This is a genomic window from Vibrio celticus, from assembly GCF_024347335.1.
GTDB classification, from domain to species: domain Bacteria; phylum Pseudomonadota; class Gammaproteobacteria; order Enterobacterales; family Vibrionaceae; genus Vibrio; species Vibrio celticus.
In genome coordinates, this window is the sequence record NZ_AP025464.1 from 1,125,534 (window position 1) to 1,143,788 (window position 18,255).

The window sequence follows — 18,255 nt, forward strand, 5'->3', positions numbered from 1 at the left end:
GAATGGAGACTAATTAAAATCATTCCTCAGATAGAAATCTAGAGCGAAACCTTGAGGGTGTTAAGCCAATGATTTTCATAAAGACTTTTCGGAAGCTGTTTACGTCCTCATAACCAACTAGGTAGCTGATCTGCTCAACCGGTTTGTAGGAGCTTTCCAATAGCTCGCACGCACTTTGAATACGTATGTGTTGGATATAATTGATAGGCGTAAAGTTGGTCGCTTTGGTAAATTGTCGGATAAAGGTTCTTCGTGTCATGAAGGCTTCTTCTGCTAATTGATCGAGCGACAAAGGGAGATGATGATGCTTCTGAATAAAACGCTGCACCGAGACAATCTTGTCATTGCCGTGAGCATAATTCGGCACAAAACTCTGATAGTAGCGCTGCTCTCTCAAGCCCGTATCAAGCACTAGGTATTTACCGAGATTACGAGTATTGGTCGGCGTTGTGTATTTAGTCAGGATAAACAGAGCCAGATCCATCCACGACATCAAACCACCTGCGGTGATAATGTCAGAGTCATCGATCAAGATTTTGTCGACATCAACATCGACCTCAGCATACTGCTCCGAAAACTGTTGCTGCGCTTTCCAATGCGTTGTCACGGTTCGTCCTTGCAACAAACCCGTTCCCGCCAAAATAAACACGCCCGCGCAAGCTGAACACAGGATCGCCCCACTTAGATGAGACTGCACAAGGTAGTCCAACAGCCCTTCATCTGGCTCTAGGTAGTATCTGCCATCTAAGTTTGGCGGCACTAGAATGATGTCGGCCTTTGAGTTCTCAAGTGGTCCGTTGGTCGACATAGACAAGTCGTCATGAGGCTTAATTTCAACATGAAACTGAACCTGCTCATTGGAAGACTCAATGCTATTCGCCAATTGAAGAAACTCTTTCACTCCAAACACGGCACTTTGCAAAGAGCCCGGGTAGTCGATGATTTCGACCACAACTGATTTTGTCACTATTGCCATAGAATCTGTCATTTTTGACGTGCGATAAAAACTAAAGAGTATTCATAATATCCCTACACCGCAACACACCAAATACAAAGGTATAGACTATGAAGAACACTGCATTACTACTTATCGACTTTCAAAATGACTATTTCCCTTCATACGAAGGTGCAAAGTGGGCACTGTCTGAAACAGAAAAGGCAGCTGAAAAAGGTGCTCAGTTATTACAGGCTTTCAGAGAGAAGCAACTACCAATCGTTCATGTACGCCATGAATTTCCGACCAACGAAGCACCCTTCTTCTTGCCAGATTCAGACGGTGCTCAAATCCACAACAGCGTGACTCCGCTAGAAGGTGAAACTGTTATCGTAAAGCATCAAATCAATAGCTTTAGAGATACGGAACTGAACAAGGTACTAAAAGATCAAGGTATTGAGAAACTGATCATCGTTGGCGCAATGAGCCACATGTGTATTGATGCGGTGACTCGTGCAGCAACCGATTTAGGCTACGAATGTCACGTAGCGCATGATGCTTGCACAACCTTAGACATGGAATTCAACGGTATTAAGATTCCCGCTGCGTATGTCCATGCAGCATTCATGGCCGCATTGAGCTTTGGTTACAGCAATGTCGCGACAGCCAGCGAACTTGAAAGCCAACTTTAATAAAGCTCAAAACCGTCCACATGGGCGGTTTTGTCTATATTCAAATCAGAATTAGCTTCCAAACAATTCGTTCAGGCGTAAAAAAGGCCCCTGTCGGAGCCTTCTTATTAGAGCCAGTGATCACTCAGTTTGGACAATTACTACTAAGCTTGAGCCACTTGACGTGCTGGGTGTTTAATAAACACAGCGACCACAGCCACGATTGCAAGCGCGAAACAGTAGTAAGAGTTAGACACGATCTCTAGAGGCGATAGGTTAAACACAGAGCCCAATAGCAATACCTGAGCACCATAAGGCAATACGCCTTGAATCACACACGAGAAAATATCCAATAAGCTTGCAGAGCGACGTGGCGATATATCGTTCTCTTCAGCTAATTGACGAGCAACACTACCAGACACAATGATTGCGACCGTGTTGTTTGCCGTACATAGGTTCACCATTGATACCAAGCCTGCAATGCCTAGCTCACTTGCGCGGCCATTCGCTTGCTTAGAGTGAGAAGAACCAAATGCACGAATCAAACCGCTCACTAAGTTAGTCAGAAACGCTAATCCACCTTGGCGACGCATCAACTCACTCAAACCACCAATCAGCATCGACAGTAAGAAGATCTCTTGCATGTTGCCAAAGCCTGCGTAGATGTCTTGAGCGTAATCCGTCAAGCCGTAGTTCTCAACAGAACCTAGGCTCACTCCACCCGCTAGCAAGATACCAATCGTCAACACAACGAATACATTCATGCCCGATACCGCAAGGATTAGGATAGTGATGTACGGTAGTACTTTCAGCCACTCGATTGGGCCTGTTTCAGGCACCTGAGTTGCCGTGCTGTTGAAAGCAAAGATAACAATCGCGATAAGTGCAGCAGGAAGTGCAATGCGGATGTTCTCTTTAAACTTGTCTCTCATCTCACAGCCTTGCGAACGTGTCGCGGCAATCGTGGTATCAGAGATGATAGAAAGGTTGTCACCAAACATAGCACCACTTAACACCACACCAGCAGTCAGAGGAATGCTCATGCCAGCTGAGTCAGCAATGCCTAGCGCAACAGGGGCAACCGCAGCGATAGTACCCATAGAGGTGCCCATTGCGGTCGCAATGAAAGCAGAAATAAGGAAGATGCCCGGTAGGATCATGCTCGTTGGGATAGCAGATAGACCAAGGTTTACCGTCGCGTCCACGCCACCAGAAGCTTTAGCCACAGCAGCAAAAGCACCCGCCAATAGGTAGATCATACACATTGCAATAATGTCTTTGTGACCCACGCCACCTAAGAACTGCTCGATCGCACGGTTCAATTTATCTTTGCTCAATAGCAACGCTAACATCACGGCAGGCAGAGCCGCAATCGGTGCTGGAAGCTGATAGAAAGCAAAATCGACGCCTTGTAGCGACAGGTATGTACCCACGCCAATAAACAGCGCAAGGAAAACGATCAGAGGGATAAGCGCCACTGCCGAAGGGGCAATTACCGCGTTAGAATTTTTTGAATTGGACATGGAACGACAACACAATAGAACAGGAAGGAGAGCAGACTAATGTCACACTTAGAACTTGTCAACGTCTAGACGTCTAAACGCCTAATTTAATGCAAAGTAATAAGAACCCTATTGAGCATCACGTAATAAAAAAGGCCTAGCAATCGCTAGACCTTTATCTGTTAGTTAGGCTATGAACCCAACCGCTAATATCACTTCTTTTAGACATGAAACCTGTCTAAATCAACTTAGTGAATTGGCGTATCATTCTGTTTGTTGAACTGGCCAAAATGCTTCTCTAACACTTCAGGTGTCAGTTTGCCTTCCGCTTCTAGTCGTTTGAACTCAGCAACAATTGCTTTTTGCTCTTCAAGTGATGGCAGTTTCACCTCAGGCTCATCGCCCATCTCTTGAGTCATCTGCTCTAGTTCTTTTTCAAAATCGCTCATGATACTTACCTAAATATTAAACCTAACCAGATTTTACTCATTTACGCCCTATGATGCTAGGGCGATTGAGTGCAAAGCCCGAAACCAGATCAAGCTAAGGTCCGTTAGAAGAAAACAAACCTACAAAATAAAAAGAGCTGGATTCACGATTAAATGAATCCAGCTCTTCGTCGATGTAACTATCTAAGCTATGCAATGACCCAAGGGATTAAAGCTTAAACGAACCAACCATCTTATCCAGACGTGAAGAAAGGTCTCGAAGCTCTTGGCTCGCTTCAGCAAGTTGCTCAGCCGTGCCCGTTGTCACTTCGTTAATCGCGTTAATTTCTTCAATGTTCTGGTTGATGGTGTGAACAACGGTTGATTGCTCTTCCGTTGCCGTTGCCACTTGAGTGTTACGGTCTGTGATATCAACGATACGGTCTGAAATGCCACTCAGCACGTCTACCGCTTCATCCGACGCAGATACACCTTCAAGGGTAATCACCTTACCCGCACTCATTGCCGTTACTGCATCTTTAGCATCGCTTTGCAGTTGGTTGATCATCTTCTGAATCTCTTCCGTTGAATCGGCAGTACGGCTTGCTAAGTTTCGTACTTCATCTGCTACCACGGCAAAACCACGTCCTTGCTCACCGGCACGTGCAGCTTCGATCGCCGCGTTTAATGCGAGTAAGTTAGTTTGCTCTGAAATATCACGGATAACACCCAGAATAGAACCGATGTCTTGAGTTGTAGAAGCCAGTTGTTCTACTACCTGACCCGTGCTTTCGATATCTTGCGCCAAACGACTGATCGCGTCTTTTGCTTTGTTCACCACAGAGCGGCCTACTTCCGTATTGCCTGAAGCTTGGGTAGCCGTTTCTGCTGCCGTTGCCGCGTTCGATGCAATCTCACTGATGGTCATACCCATTTGGTTAATGGCAGCTACGACTTGAAGGGTTTGATCTCGTTGCTCTTGGCTATTGTCGTGGGTGATGTGAGCTTTGTTAGAAACACTCTCTGCTGCCACTTGCAACGCTTGGCTTGTCGAACATACTTCTTTCATCGACTCGTGAATTTTTTCAATGAATCCATTGAAGCCCTTTGAAAGCTGTGCGATTTCATCGTTACCTTTCACTTCGATACGCTGCGCAAGGTCACCGTCACCTTCGCCAAGGTCGCCGAAACGCTTAGCCAGAAGTTTAATAGGTTGAGTAATGCTGTTCGCCAGAACTACGCCCATTAGGATAAATACTAATGCCACTACCGCAGTCATGATCAGCATCTTCTGCGCTGTCGCATCTAGCTCTGCAAATACTTCACCAGTCGGAACGACACCAATAACGAACCAGTCCATTGACGACACATACAAGCTCGCCACAAACAGCTCTTGGCCTTGGCTTTCAGTGGTAATCAGGTTAAAGCCCGACTTATTCAGTAGTTGACTGGCTTGAGGGCCGTAGAGTTGTTGAAGTGAAGAGTCACTGCGAGATCGCTCACGGTGAATTTGAACATCACCTTGGCTATCGGTTAAGAAGACAAAACCGGTATTTTCAATCTTGAAACCGTTCAGCAGGTTAACCATGTCATCCATCGACTTTGATAGACCAGACATCGCCAAACCAGAAGGCTGCTGATAGTTAGCAAACATCTTCACTTCGCCATTGGCTTCTTGGAACATGCTCACCATGGTCGGCTGTCCAGATTGCGTAAAGCCAAAGAACCAACCATCTTGCTGTTGGTTTAACTGACGTAGGAAACCATTTTGGTTCCAGTAATACGCCGTTTGACGGTTCGCCACTGAGGCATCATTCAACTGATACTGGTTACGAACATTGTTCAGTTGTTTCACCAGCTTGTTTTCTAATGACGGATCGCGATCGGTCGATTCTATAGCATCAGAAATAAATTCATTTGAAGCAATTTGCTCCGCCGCTAGCAATAGCTGAGAGACTTCTCGGTCAATTTCACCATTGATTCGCTCTAGCATTCCTGGAAGTTCAATATCGATCAATCGATGACTTAATACATCTCTTGCTTGTTGTTGTGCCATTGCGCCGACAATCACTGTCGATGCAAGAACCGCAAAGGTAATTCCAAGTACAACTTTTTGCTTGATACTCAGAGAGTTAGTTTTAAACATATTTGGACCTTTAAAAAGAATCGCTCGTTATTGGTATACCCTGAACAGGACTTTTTTAGTGCACTCCAACAAGCAATGCACAATCTGAGTGATGTATCGACCACAACCAATAAAACTAGAGACTTTTCTCTCAAAAAATTGCAAATTTGATGTAACAATTAGAAACATTCACCTTGAACATGAATTAACTAAGCAAATACCGCATTGTCGAGAGTCGATTTTAGCTCTCAGCCCTTAGATCCACCCGAACTCAAACCACTATCCACCGCCGAGCTTTTGTATATAAAAACCAATTGATATGGTAATAATCACAACCTAACGATGTTTTTAGCTAACCACTTGTAAATCTTTCCAATTTTGAAAAAATAAATTACGCAAATGTACTGGAACTTTTTCCTCGAAATCAGTGACCAATACACAAAATAAAAATCAAATGGATACCCAGAGAGTCCAAAATGCATAAAACAAATTTCGAAGTCCTTCAAAACTATCTAGAGTCTCAAATCATTGGTCAAAAAGAGCTCGTTAAGCAACTGATGATCGCCCTTTTAGCGGATGGTCATATCCTCGTTGAAGGACCTCCCGGCTTAGCAAAAACTCGCGCAGTAAAATCATTGGCTGACTGTGTTGAGGGCGACTTCCACCGTATTCAATTCACTCCCGATCTATTACCAGCTGATTTGACGGGTACCGACATTTTTCGTCCTGAAACTGGAAAGTTCACCTTCCAATCAGGTCCGATTTTCAACTCACTGATTCTAGCGGATGAGATCAACCGAGCTCCGGCGAAAGTTCAAGCGGCAATGCTGGAAGCGATGGCAGAAAAACAAGTGACTGCCGGTCGAAAAACCTATGCGCTGCCTGAGCTATTCTTGGTCATGGCAACACAGAACCCGATTGAACAAGAAGGAACTTATCCACTGCCGGAAGCTCAGTTAGACCGTTTCTTACTTCACCTAGAAGTTGAATACCCAGATATGGAAAGCGAGCTTGAGATCTTACGACTCAACCGAGGTGAGGCTCAAGGCAACGGATCAACTCAGCCACAACAGATATCTCAGCAAACGATCTTTGAAGCGCGCCAAGAAGTGCTCAACATTCACATGGCAGACACCATCGAGCAGTACATAATCAGACTGGTAATGGCGACTCGCCAACCTAAGCAATACAGTGACCAACTTGATCAATGGTTAGACATGGGTGTCAGCCCGCGTGCAACCATTGCGTTAGACCGTTGTGCCCGCGCTCACGCTTGGCTTGCAGGACGAGATTACGTCACGCCACAAGACGTTCAAGCGATGGCATTCCCTGTGTTACGCCACCGTCTACTGCGCAGTTACCACGCACAAGCTGAAGGTGTCACCGCAAACCAAGTGATCGCACACCTTATTTCATTGGTTGGCAGCGCATAGGGATACGCGCATGAATAATCAACTACCCAACCATAGTGACGGCGTCACGTTAAATCTAGATGAGCTGCTGCAATACAAAGCGCAGTCTGTTCGCTGGTTGCCTCCAGCCAAGAGCCTTTGGTCGCAGCTTAACGGTCAACACGAGAGCAACCGCAAAGGTCGCGGGATGAATTTCTCTGAAGTTCGTCAATATCAAGCGGGCGATGACATTCGCAGCATTGATTGGCGTGTAACAGCCAGAACGGGCAAAGCGCATACCAAGCTGTTCTCTGAAGAACAAGAGCAGCCTGTCATTTTATTCTTGGATCTATCAAGCAGTATGATTTTCGGCTCAACCTTGTTGCTGAAATCGGTTCAACTTGCTCACTTTGCTAGCCAACTGTGCTGGCTCACTGTGGCTCAAAAAGACCGAATTGGAGCGGTGATCGATACTGGCAAAGAGGTCATTGAGATTAAGCCAAGTGCTAGCAACCGTGCTCCACTGCGTATTTTGCAAAAAGTCATAGAAATCAATAATACAGCACTGATTGAACACGACAATCATAGTGACACGACCTTAGATCATGGACTGAAATCTCTGCACCAGCTTTGCCCTAAAGGAAGCGATATCATAATGCTCAGTGACTTTGTGCGTTACCAAGAAAGTGACTACTCACTTATCAGTCAAATTCGGAGGCACAACAGAGTACGTCTGGTGCATTTCTACGATCCGCTAGAGCAAGGTGAAACCGCCTATAAAGGTTCTAAACAGGTCACCGATGGCAGCAAAACTCAATGGTTTAATTTCTCCTCTAATAAAGAAAAGGAAAAGCTCAACCATGCTTTTTCGCTTAAGAAACAGCAGCTGCAACAGATGGGGTTGTCTCTCGCGATACCCTATAGCTCGCTGTCGAGTGCGCAGTCACTCATGAGCCAGATTTCAGGAGCTCAGTCATGAAACAGCCCTTAGATTTAAGTCCGGTTATTGCGCCAGACGCACCGACTTGGTGGCCTTTGGCGTGGGGCTGGTGGGTAGTAATTATCACAGCCATTGCCCTGATTGCCTTGGTGTTTTTCATTGTAAAACGTAGAAAAAACAATCAACAGGCGAAGCAAGAAGCGCTGTCCTACTTTAGTAATAGTCAGTCCCAAGATGGCTTGTCTCCGAGCAAAGCTCAAGACATCGTTCGTCAGGCAGCACTGAGCTATTTCCCTCGTGAAAAAATTGCAGGCTTGTCTGGTGATGATTGGTTGACGTTCTTAGATGCGCAATTAGCGAAGCCGTTATTTGTAGCAAAACAATCCCAGTGGCAACAAGCGCTCTATCAAGATGCAGCCCTAATGAACGACGACCAGAAAAAGGCTCAACAGCAATTGGTTAATGACTGCGAAATGTGGCTTCGCAAAGCCCTTCCTCCTAAGCGAGGTCGTTATGAGTGATTTTCTAAGCACTATGTTTCTAAGCAGGGACTTGCTAAACATCGAGTTCGTTTGGTGGTGGATGTTCTTCATCGCGCCACTGCCGTTGCTCGTTTACTTGTTCTCACCAAAGTCAGAATCGAGCAATGCCCTAAGGCTTCCATTTCTGCCCGAAGACAGCAATACCAAAACACCGAGCAGTCGCTTACCAAAGGTGTTGTCCGTGATTATCTGGCTTCTGCTGGTTACGGCGAGCGCACGCCCTGTATGGTATGGCGAACCGGTAGAGTTTCAACCGAAGCATCGTGATTTGATGTTGGTTGTCGACCTCTCCTACTCTATGAGCCAAGAAGACATGCAGTTCAATGGCGAATACATCGACCGCTTGTCGGCGGTGAAACGAGTATTGAGTGACTTTATTGAGCGACGAAAAGGCGACCGAGTCGGATTGGTGCTATTTGCCGATCACGCCTACTTGCAGACCCCGCTTACGCTAGATAGAGATACGCTTTCACAACAGCTCAATCAAGCGGTGTTAAAGCTGATTGGTACTCAAACCGCGATTGGTGATGGTATTGGCCTTGCCACCAAAACCTTTGTCGATAGCGATGCGCCCCAACGTGTAATGATTCTACTCAGCGACGGCAGTAATACTGCTGGGGTATTAGACCCGCTAGAAGCGGCGGATATTGCAAAGAAATACGACGCGACGATTTACACCGTGGGTGTCGGTGCAGGCGAGATGATGGTCAAAGAGTTCTTCATGACGCGCAAAGTCAATACTGCTCAAGACTTGGATGAACGCACACTAATAGAAATTGCCAAACGCACCGGCGGTCAGTACTTCCGAGCACGTGACAGCAAAGAGTTAGCGACGATTTACGACACCATCAACCAGTTAGAGCCCGTGACGAACGCCACTAAGATCTGGCGACCGCAACAAGAGTGGTTTGTATGGCCACTGTCGGCGGCAATGTTCTTCGCATTTATGCTGTTAGCCATTAGGAGAAACAATGTCTAACTTTACTTTTATCTACCCATATTGGTTCTTGGCGCTTGCCGTGCTGCCCGCTATTTGGTGGCTGAGCAAGAGACAATCCAAACAAGGATTGCTCGCGTCACACATCGCTCGATACTTGGCGCCAGAATCGAGTAAGCCATCGAAAAATCGCAGTACTTACTTCGGTATTTGGTGGCTGGTCGGCGTTATTGCATTAGCTGGACCAAGCTTCGAGAAAAACGAACAGCCGAGCTTCGAAAAAACGCAGGCACGAGTTGTGATCATGGATATGTCGATGTCTATGTATGCCACCGACATTAAGCCGAATCGTTTAACGCAAGCCCGATACAAGGCTCTGGATCTGCTTTCATTGTGGAAAGAAGGGCTAACAGGCATGGTGGCGTACGCTGGGGATGCTTACACCATTAGCCCGCTAACGTCAGACATCAACACCATCAAGAACCTAGTCCCTAACCTATCGCCAGATATCATGCCTTATCAAGGCGGTGATGCCGCATCAGCCGTTAAGCTTGCGATTGATATGATGACTCGCGCTCATATCTACCAAGGCGATCTGGTTCTGATTGCTGACGATATTGATGCTCAAGAGAAGAAAGAGATCCATTCCCTACTCTCTGGCAGCGATTGGACATTGTCGATTTTAGCCGTCGGGACTGAAAGCGGTGCGCCAATCTCGTTACCTACGGGCTCGATGCTGCAAAGCGACTCAGGACAAACCGTGGTGGCAAGAACCAACTTGAAAAACATGCGCGAGCTTACACGCAGCTATGGCGGCACGTTCACTGAAGTTCAATTTGATAACTCAGATGTTGAACACATCGCGAGCTACCTCGACCGCGTTGCGACAACATCGGAAGTCACCAAGACCAACAACTCACTCAACACCAGAGTTAACAATGGTTTCTGGTTACTGCCTTTGCTATTACTTCCGGCACTTGGATTATTCAGGAAAGGGGTTATTTGGTGTGCCTTAGCTGGAGTTATCTCTTTTAGCCAACCAAATACTGCGTTTGCGAACCCGTGGAAAACCGATGATCAAGTAGGCTATCAGCTATATCAGGACGAGAACTTCCAACAAGCTGCTGAACAGTTCACCCAGCAAGAGTGGAAAGGCATTGCTCAATACAAAGCCGGTGATTTCGAAGCCGCAGAGCAGACGCTGCAAGAGCTTTCTGGTGAAGATGCTCGCTACAACCTTGCTAACGCCCAAGCCCAACAAGGTAAGTACGGCCAAGCTATACAAGAGTATCAACGTATTCTTGAAAGCAACCCTGAGCATGCTTATGCGAAGAAGAACTTAGAGGTCGTCGAACAAGCCCAGAAGAAGCAACAGCAACAGCAACAGCAACAGCAACAGCAACAGCAACAGCAACAGCAAGGCGATTCTGAATCCAAAGACCAGAAAGACCAAAACCAGCAAGGTCAGCAAGGTCAGCAAGGTCAGAAAAATGATTCTTCGCAAAGCTCTCAGGATCAACAACAAAGTTCCAGTGGCAAGTCGCAAGATCAAAGCAGTAACCAAGATCAACGCGGTAGCCAAGACCAAAACTCATCTCAAGGCCAACCTGAAAATCACTCTGACTCTGAAAAGTCTAAACAAGACGACAAGCAAGCCGGTCAACAAAGTAAGAGTGATCAGCCGAAACAGAGTGACCAAGAAGGCGCTACACCTCAAAGTGCTAGCGCACAACAAGCTTCAAAAGAAGATGGTGAGCAAAGTGGTCAGCAAGCTGTAGCACAAACCTCAGATCAACCTCTGTCGAGCGACCCTGACATGCGAAAACTTGAGCAAGTAGAAAGCGCCCGTGACCCGAGCCAACTGCTTAAAGCGCAAATGATTTTACAAGCACGACAAAAAAGTGCTCCTAACAACCAGAACAAAAAGTGGTAACCATGCGATTTCTAAACAAGCCATTTTTATCCGTACTCCTAACATTGTTGTTGGGAGCTTTCTCGTCCTTCTCAGTATTGGCTGCAAACGCCGTGGCGAGTGTTTCACATAACAGTGTCACCAAAGATGAAGTGTTCCTTCTTAGAGTCGCAACCGATGAAAAGGTCTCCTCTGATGCTCTAGATCTAACGGCGCTCCAACAGGATTTCTATGTCGGCACACCAAACTTTGGGTCGTCGATGCGAATCGTCAATGGCAGCCGTTCGGTGTCAAGTGAATGGAACATCAGCCTTGCTCCTCTACGTTTAGGCAAGGTCCAGATTCCTAGCTTCGATATTGAAGGGGCGAAAACTAAGCCAATCACCATCAATGTTGCCGTTAATAAAGCTGCGCCCACTCAACATGACATGGCAGAGTTCCAGCTTAATCTCAGCAAGAACTCGCTGTACCCACAAGAAGTGGCTGAGCTTGATGTAAAACTCATCATTAAGGCTGATCCTAGAAGACTGCAAGATCCTAAAATTGCGCCACCAAGTTCAGCGCAATTAGACGTGGAACCGATTGGAGAGTCTAAGCAATTTCAAGATGTTATTAACGGACAAGAAGTCACGGTTGTTCAGCAATCTTTCCATATATCGTCACAACAAGCTGGGCAATTTCAGCTTCAAGGACCAAAGTTAACCGGTGCTGTTGTTTACTCAACCAACAACTCAAGCACAACGCGCCTTTTCCAGCTCGACACGCCTGTTGAAACCTTAGATGTCACAGTGAATCCGGTACCAAAAGGCTATCAAGGTGAGTGGTTACCAACATCGAACTTCAAGTTAATTCAGAAATGGTCAGATAGCCAAGGCAATCAACTGGGAAATAGTAATGGTTTAGAAGGCGGTAACCCAACCATTGAAATGGAAGCGGGTGATTCGTTAACCCGTACCATCACCATGACGGCTAGCAACTTAACGCAACACCAGCTGCCAAAACTGAATATCACCTACCCTAAATCGATACGTGTTTATGAAGAGAAGCCGCAATTTGGCACAACTCAGTCAGGTGATTCTGTCGTTGTTTACAAGCAAGTCTTGATTCCGAAAGAGGCTGGAAACATCTCGCTTCCTGACGTGTCTCAAGCTTGGTTTAACACCGATTTGCAATCAGAACAAACCAGCAAAGCGCAGGGGCTAGAGTTAGCGGTAAAAGCAAGTGATCGTGCAGCGTCAAGCACTCCACCAGTTACTGATACGCCCGCCCAACAAGTAAGTCCGACGGTTGTTACTGTGGATAGCCCCGGGGTCTGGCCTTATCTCACCACTCTGTTTGCTGTTTTATGGTTAATCAGCTCAGCGATGGCTTTCTATTTCTGGTCACGACATGGTGTAACGACAAAACCAACACATACAGTTGAACGTCAATCAGATACAACCGAAGCGCTTATTGAAGCGCTGCAAACGAAAGATGGCGTGATGACCAGAACCTTGTTTGAACAGTGGAAAGCTGAAAACCCAGACTTGGATGATGAAACGTTAGAAGCCGTCGAAGCCGAGCTAAGCAAGCTCAACCAAAGCCTCTATGCTGAAGCTGGTTCACCAAGTCAATCATGGGACCCGGCTCAAGCAATCAAAGCAGTTAAGAAGCCAAAGCGAGTCACAAGCAAAACGCGTAGAAGCACATTGGAAAAGCTTTAGTTAACCAGCAATCTAAGCAAGCAAAAAAGAACGAAGCCGTGATGACCACTTTGTGATCATCACGGCTTCATTCGTTTTACGCTAGGAAAAAACAGATACCACACTAGGAAATTGAAACTGCGACCTTTTTACGTTTCAACGCAGAAACGATTCGATTTCTCCCAGAGTCTTTGGCTTGATACAAGGCTTTGTCTGCCTTGCCATACAGTAGGTCGAAGTCAAACTGGTGCTGATCAGAAGTTATCGAAGCATACCCGACAGACGCGGTTAGATACTTGCTGGTACTGCTTTCACAATGGAGGATCTTCGCCTCTTCAATACATTTTCGGATCGACTCTGCTCGCCGCTTGGTCTCAGAATGATTTGTGCCGATCATCAACAACATAAACTCCTCTCCCCCAATACGGCAGAAAGTCTCTTGTTCACTATAAACATGGTTATTCAGTATCTTACCTATCGAGCGTAAAGCAGCGTCACCTTCGGTATGGCCATAAACACTGTTGTACAAACCAAAGTGGTCTAGGTCGACAAGGATCAATCCAAATGTGACTTCATGTTGTGTGGCAAACGCTCCTTGATCGTCGCAGTTCAAATCTTCTAACACTTGCGACAACATACGGCGGTTTCCAAGGCGCGTCAGCGGGTCTAATTTAGAAATGATATCCAACTGTTCATTGACTCGTTCAAGCTCTTGAGTGCGCTTACTGACCTCTTGCTCGAGGGTTTCATTGAGCTTTTTGAGCTCCTCTTGCGCCATGGTTCTCTGTAGCACCTCCGCAAGGCTAGAAGCGAAGATACGTATAACTTCACGCAGTTGTGAGGTTAAAGGACTGCGAGTTAACAAGTTATCCGCAGCGATAAACGCAATCGGCTCACCCGTATTGGTGGTAAGCATTGTCATTGCCGTCCAACCGACTCCCACAATATTGAAATCGTGATAGATAGGCACGGACTCTTCAAAGGCGACTTGATTAGGACAGGCTCGTGCTGCGGCGACAATGTCACGCTCCACCAGCTCTGAGCGGTAATAGGATTCATCGACAATGTCGCCTTTTATATCCGTACCCCACGTGCCTTGCATGTAATTGCAGCCTTTATCTGTTAAAAAAACCGCTAATCGGTCTATCCCTAAGTGCTGAATAGCAAAGCTAACCGCAGATTTACAGACTTCGCTTACGCTATCGCAGCGAGACAGTTCCACCATACTTGAGTGCAACATACGGATGTTCTGTTCTTGCCGTTTGCGGATGTAGATTTGAGAAAGCAGAGAACCAAAGGACTCAAGCATCTGCTTTTGATAATTGGTAATGGGTGAACGGTGGATGTAGTTATCCATCGCAATCCAGCCGACCGGTTTATCCCCTTCACGCAAGATAAGCATCCCATTCCAGCCCTGCCCCACCACCTTGCCTTCAGTGTAGAGTGGCGCTTGTTCAATAATGACTAAGTTGGTGTATTTCCTGTCGATCAACTGGCATCCAATAAAGAAGTCGATATTCGAGCACGCATTACCATACCCGAGTCTCAACTCACAGCAGGAGAGTTTCACTTCAATATGGAGTGGGCAGTTGAGTGTCTATAAATTAGTAACTTAAGCTGAGTTTTTAATCAAAGAAGAAAAAGTGAGTGAGCTGGAAAGAAAATCAATGGAGTGACAAGTTCGGAATTATAAAACCGATAAAGAGAGATTCACTGGGAATTCGCTGTAGGTTAGCGCAAATTATCAAGGATGGAGTTTTTTTAAACATGTCTTTAAAACACGAAACATAATATGCGATCAGTTCATCGGACTTTCAAGGGAGTAACAAGAGAATATTTGATAACACTGAAGTCAATCACACATGTGCTAATTCTCAGTTGGTTAATCTATCCGATGTTTGCTACGTTTAAATGACACAGTCATTGGAAAGGTATGATTTATGAAAATAAATGTTCAAACACATCATGTATCAATTAACGACGAGTCACGCAAAGACATCGAAGGTAAATTCGAGAAGATATCTAACCATTTCCCATCACTGATAAGTTGCGACATCATCATTACTAAAGAACACGGTCAACATCAGGTTGAAGTATTCACCAACTACGAAGGTGTACGAGTAACAGCAAAATCGACAGACGATGTTATGTACCCAGCTATCGCTGCAGCACTTAAGAAACTTGAAGCGGGCCTAAGTAACCGTAAGGGACAATTGAAAGCCGACCTACACGAGAAACCAACAAGCACGAAGCCAGAGATTGCTTCGGACATCATCCAAGAGATGAAATTGGTATAAATCGATAAGTAGTTAAAGCGAAATAACGAATAGAAACTTATTAAGAATTTCAAAGCCAGCACACGTGAACTGACCCCCAATAGTTGGACACCAATTATTGGGGGTCTTTTTATGTCCAAATATAGCCGAGAGCTAAAATGTATCATTGCTAAGCAATACTTAGATGGCACGTCATCTCTCTACTTAGCAAAACAATATTCAATTTCTTCAAGGCAGATACGGTATTGGGCTCAAGTCTTTGCCATCCATGGTACTGATTCATTTTTACCAACTAAGCATGCCGCGACTGCTCAAACAAAACGAAAAGCATTGAATTTAATGTGGGCGAATGAATGGTCTCTCACGCACACTAGCGCTGTATTAAACCTCTCATCCCCTGGGATACTCTCTGTCTGGCTCAAACGATTTAATGAGCTCGGTATCAAGGGGCTCAAAATGCGCCAGAAAGGAAGACCCTCAATGAAACAGCAACCTCAACGAACCACTAAGCCGGATAATGAAATGACACTTGAGGAGCTAAAAGAGGAGTTAGTCTACTTACGAACCGAGAATGCTGTTTTAAAAAAGTTGGAAGAGTTGGAGCAGGAAAAAAACCGTCGAACAAAGAAAAAGCGGTCATAGCTCTAACTCTTAAAGGCAAGTACCCGTTGAAGCACTTACTGCAGACTCTACAGCTGTCAAAAAGTGTCTTTTATTATCAGGCTCAAACGAGCAAGCGCCCAAATAGCTACGAACGTGAGCTGCGGTTGATAAAGTCAATTTATCATGAACATAAGGGCCGATACGGTTATCGTCGTATTCATTTAGAACTAAAAAATCAGGGGGTCGCGCTTAATCACAAAACGGTTCAAAGGCTTATGGCTCAGCTAAACCTTAAATCGACGGTCAGGATTAAAAAGTATCGTTCATACCGAGGAGAGTCAGGGAAAGCTGCTCCCAACGTGCTTGAAAGAGATTTTAGTGCGACTCAACCCGATGAAAAGTGGGTAACTGATGTCACGGAGTTCAAAGTCAAAGAGCAGAAAGTATACTTGTCTCCCGTTGTCGACTTGTTTACTCAGGAAGTGGTAGCTTATAGAGTGGCCAAAAATGCCTGCTTGCCGCTTGTCACGGATATGCTGACGGAGGCTATATCAAAGCTGAAACCCAACTCAAAGCCAATTATACACAGCGATCAAGGTTGGCAATATCGCCATCGACAGTATCAGAAAAAGGTAGCGGAGAGTGGGTTAACGCAAAGCATGTCGAGAAAAGGTAACTGCTTGGATAATGCTGTTGCTGAAAACTTTTTTGCTTTACTCAAAACCGAGATGTATCACAACCAAAGCTTTGAAGATGCAGATGCTCTGATAGAGCAAATTAAAGAATACATCGAGTACTACAATACCAAACGTATAAAAGTGAAACTAAAAGGCCTGACTCCGATAGAATATCGAACTCAGGCCTTGAAAGCCGCTTAACAGAAATGTCCAACTTTATGGGGTCACTTCACACGTTGCTGGCTTTTTCGATCTTAAAGCCAAGCAAACCTTCCCTTCTTTACCGTCCCTCGAATTCAGCTCAACCCCACATCATTATTAACGCCCTTCATAGACTGAACCTTAAGCATTAAGACCAGCATAAATCCCGTCTAACGTGATGTTTTTCTTTGACTTCCTCTGGGCGGACTTTTGTGCGTTCTTAAATATATAGCTAGAGGCCCATTCCAGTTTATTACCTATTTCTGACCATGCCTTGTGGCTGATACATTCAAATATGGGCAACAGCCACACATCCACATTTTTTGCCGCCTTAAACAGCGAGACCGATGGCATTATCTGAAGCGCAGTACTGCGCCTGATGATCAGCGAGAGTAAACTGGCCCAGATAAGCCCATCAACGATGGCCTTTTGTGCGGTGACAAATCGTTGCCAGTTTGTGTGAGATTTTAATTCTTTAAAAAGCAACTCCACCTGCCATCGACAGCGGTAGATCGCCATTATGTCATCAGCAGTATAGGTACCTGAAGGCAAGTTAGTTAACCAAATACAGAATCGCTTTTCTTCGGCAAACCAACGTCTTACCACTCTAAATTCTTGCTTACCACTACGAACTTTAAGGTCGAGTACCTGTGAGCGATTAGTACCTCGAGTGATGTCTTTGAGCTTCTTTCCTTCTAGTTTAGATAAATGCCGGCCCTGACCGTTTCTCGCTTCTATAACATGAGGATTCAGGGACTTTGCTCCTCGAAAATATAGAAACCACCATACAGTTCAAGCTCAGTAAAGAATTGGAAGTCAGGGTACCCTGCGTCAGCCAACAACAATTTGTTACTCATTGTTTTGGGGCGGGCAAAAGTCTCTTTCTGATGCTGTATCAGCGCTGATGCTCATTGCGACTGGAGAAAAGCTTTTTAAAGACATTGTCATATGGCATTCAACTGCGGCTGGATTGCGTTTAAATCGGCTCGGGTAAACGTTCGAAAGGTCACGATGAATGTGGAAAGAGCTACCATCTTGAAGCAGCACATCATCAAAGGTAGCGAGTTTATCTGGTAGGTTGGCACTCTGCTGGCGAGCAAACTGAGCTATCGCTCGCATGGCCAATTGGCGCATGAATATCGGAAATTCTTCTTTTCTTAACTGGTTATGGTAGGGCTTATAAGCCACAGTATCTTTAGCGCTTAAGCACATCCCATTGAATTGCCTTAGTAAATCGGCAATAGATGAGCAGTTTCCTTTGCTCAAAGCGGCCACTAGGCTTACTACTAGCTGGTCGGGTAAGATAGCCCGACATCGCTTCATAAGTCCTGTACTTTTCGCCATTTTTTGAAGGCTATCAGCATTAAAGAATTGCTTAAACTGCTTTTGTAGGGAGATAATCGTCATCGGCTTCACGGTTGATATGGGTGGTTT

The 18,255-nt window shown here is 45.5% G+C and carries 13 protein-coding genes and 3 pseudogenes; 10 read left to right on the top strand and 6 right to left on the bottom strand.

The genetic code is table 11. The annotated features are described in order from the left end of the window. Positions 1–19: 19 nt before the first annotated feature. Entirely contained in the window at positions 20–976 is a 957-nt protein-coding gene (locus OCV19_RS21000; protein ID WP_065677368.1) for a GlxA family transcriptional regulator, read from the bottom strand. An 89-nt stretch (positions 977–1,065) separates the two neighbouring features. Between OCV19_RS21000 and OCV19_RS21005 the strand changes: the two genes are divergently transcribed. Then, the gene (locus OCV19_RS21005) at positions 1,066–1,626 is read left to right on the top strand and encodes a cysteine hydrolase family protein (RefSeq protein ID WP_065677367.1); all 561 of its coding nucleotides are present in this window, start codon (positions 1,066–1,068) and stop codon (positions 1,624–1,626) included. 143 nt (positions 1,627–1,769) lie between these two features. On the opposite strand, the gene OCV19_RS21010 is transcribed toward OCV19_RS21005, so the two are convergent. From OCV19_RS21010 to OCV19_RS21020, 3 genes are all read right to left on the bottom strand, one after another. Beyond that, a complete protein-coding gene (locus OCV19_RS21010; RefSeq protein WP_065677366.1) occupies positions 1,770–3,128 on the bottom strand; it encodes a Na+/H+ antiporter NhaC family protein in 1,359 nt (452 codons plus the stop codon). Between the two features lie 227 nt (positions 3,129–3,355). Next, entirely contained in the window at positions 3,356–3,556 is a 201-nt protein-coding gene (locus OCV19_RS21015) for a restriction endonuclease subunit S domain-containing protein (protein WP_010431457.1), read from the bottom strand. 208 nt (positions 3,557–3,764) lie between these two features. After that, entirely contained in the window at positions 3,765–5,681 is a 1,917-nt protein-coding gene (locus tag OCV19_RS21020; RefSeq protein ID WP_050620444.1) for a methyl-accepting chemotaxis protein, read from the bottom strand. A 455-nt stretch (positions 5,682–6,136) separates the two neighbouring features. Here OCV19_RS21020 and OCV19_RS21025 point away from each other — a divergent pair, with 455 nt between their 5' ends. Genes OCV19_RS21025 through OCV19_RS21050 form a run of 6 tightly spaced genes read left to right on the top strand, consistent with a single transcriptional unit; the run spans position 6,137 to position 13,085 of the window. Continuing rightward, on the top strand, positions 6,137–7,093 hold the full coding sequence (locus OCV19_RS21025) for an AAA family ATPase (protein WP_052879159.1): 957 nt from the start codon (positions 6,137–6,139) through the stop codon (positions 7,091–7,093). A gap of 10 nt (positions 7,094–7,103) precedes the next feature. Further along, positions 7,104–8,030 carry a DUF58 domain-containing protein gene (locus OCV19_RS21030; protein WP_065677365.1) on the top strand — a complete coding sequence of 309 codons (927 nt, stop codon included), beginning with the start codon at positions 7,104–7,106 and terminating at the stop codon, positions 8,028–8,030. Further along, positions 8,027–8,512 carry a DUF4381 domain-containing protein gene (locus OCV19_RS21035; RefSeq protein WP_065677364.1) on the top strand — a complete coding sequence of 162 codons (486 nt, stop codon included), beginning with the start codon at positions 8,027–8,029 and terminating at the stop codon, positions 8,510–8,512. The genes OCV19_RS21030 and OCV19_RS21035 overlap by 4 nt, the downstream gene beginning before the upstream one ends. Further along, positions 8,505–9,512, top strand: coding sequence for a vWA domain-containing protein (locus OCV19_RS21040; protein WP_065677363.1), 1,008 nt, complete (start codon positions 8,505–8,507; stop codon positions 9,510–9,512). Before OCV19_RS21035 ends, OCV19_RS21040 begins: the two co-directional genes overlap by 8 nt. Next, complete coding sequence (locus tag OCV19_RS21045) at positions 9,505–11,403, top strand: VWA domain-containing protein (RefSeq protein WP_065677362.1); 1,899 nt, start codon at positions 9,505–9,507, stop codon at positions 11,401–11,403. The genes OCV19_RS21040 and OCV19_RS21045 overlap by 8 nt, the downstream gene beginning before the upstream one ends. Before the next feature lie 2 nt (positions 11,404–11,405). Next, positions 11,406–13,085: a BatD family protein gene (locus OCV19_RS21050; protein WP_065677361.1), complete on the top strand. Its 1,680-nt coding sequence runs from the start codon at positions 11,406–11,408 to the stop codon at positions 13,083–13,085. Between the two features lie 103 nt (positions 13,086–13,188). Here OCV19_RS21050 and OCV19_RS21055 read toward each other — a convergent pair. Next, a pseudogene (locus OCV19_RS21055) lies at positions 13,189–14,541 on the bottom strand (GGDEF domain-containing protein); the annotation flags it as partial. 463 nt (positions 14,542–15,004) lie between these two features. Between OCV19_RS21055 and hpf the strand changes: the two are divergent. The 3 genes and pseudogenes from hpf to OCV19_RS21070 form a co-directional block, all read left to right on the top strand. Next, entirely contained in the window at positions 15,005–15,361 is a 357-nt protein-coding gene (gene hpf, locus OCV19_RS21060; protein ID WP_017061680.1) for a ribosome hibernation-promoting factor, HPF/YfiA family, read from the top strand. A 111-nt stretch (positions 15,362–15,472) separates the two neighbouring features. Further along, positions 15,473–15,982, top strand: a complete 510-nt coding sequence (locus tag OCV19_RS21065) for a helix-turn-helix domain-containing protein (RefSeq protein ID WP_261875688.1) — start codon at positions 15,473–15,475, stop codon at positions 15,980–15,982. Beyond that, positions 15,949–16,821: pseudogene (locus tag OCV19_RS21070) on the top strand (IS3 family transposase); the annotation flags it as partial. The gene OCV19_RS21065 and the pseudogene OCV19_RS21070, both read left to right, overlap by 34 nt. Before the next feature lie 141 nt (positions 16,822–16,962). Here OCV19_RS21070 and OCV19_RS21075 read toward each other — a convergent pair. Next, positions 16,963–18,228: pseudogene (locus tag OCV19_RS21075) on the bottom strand (IS4 family transposase). Positions 18,229–18,255: the final 27 nt, after the last annotated feature.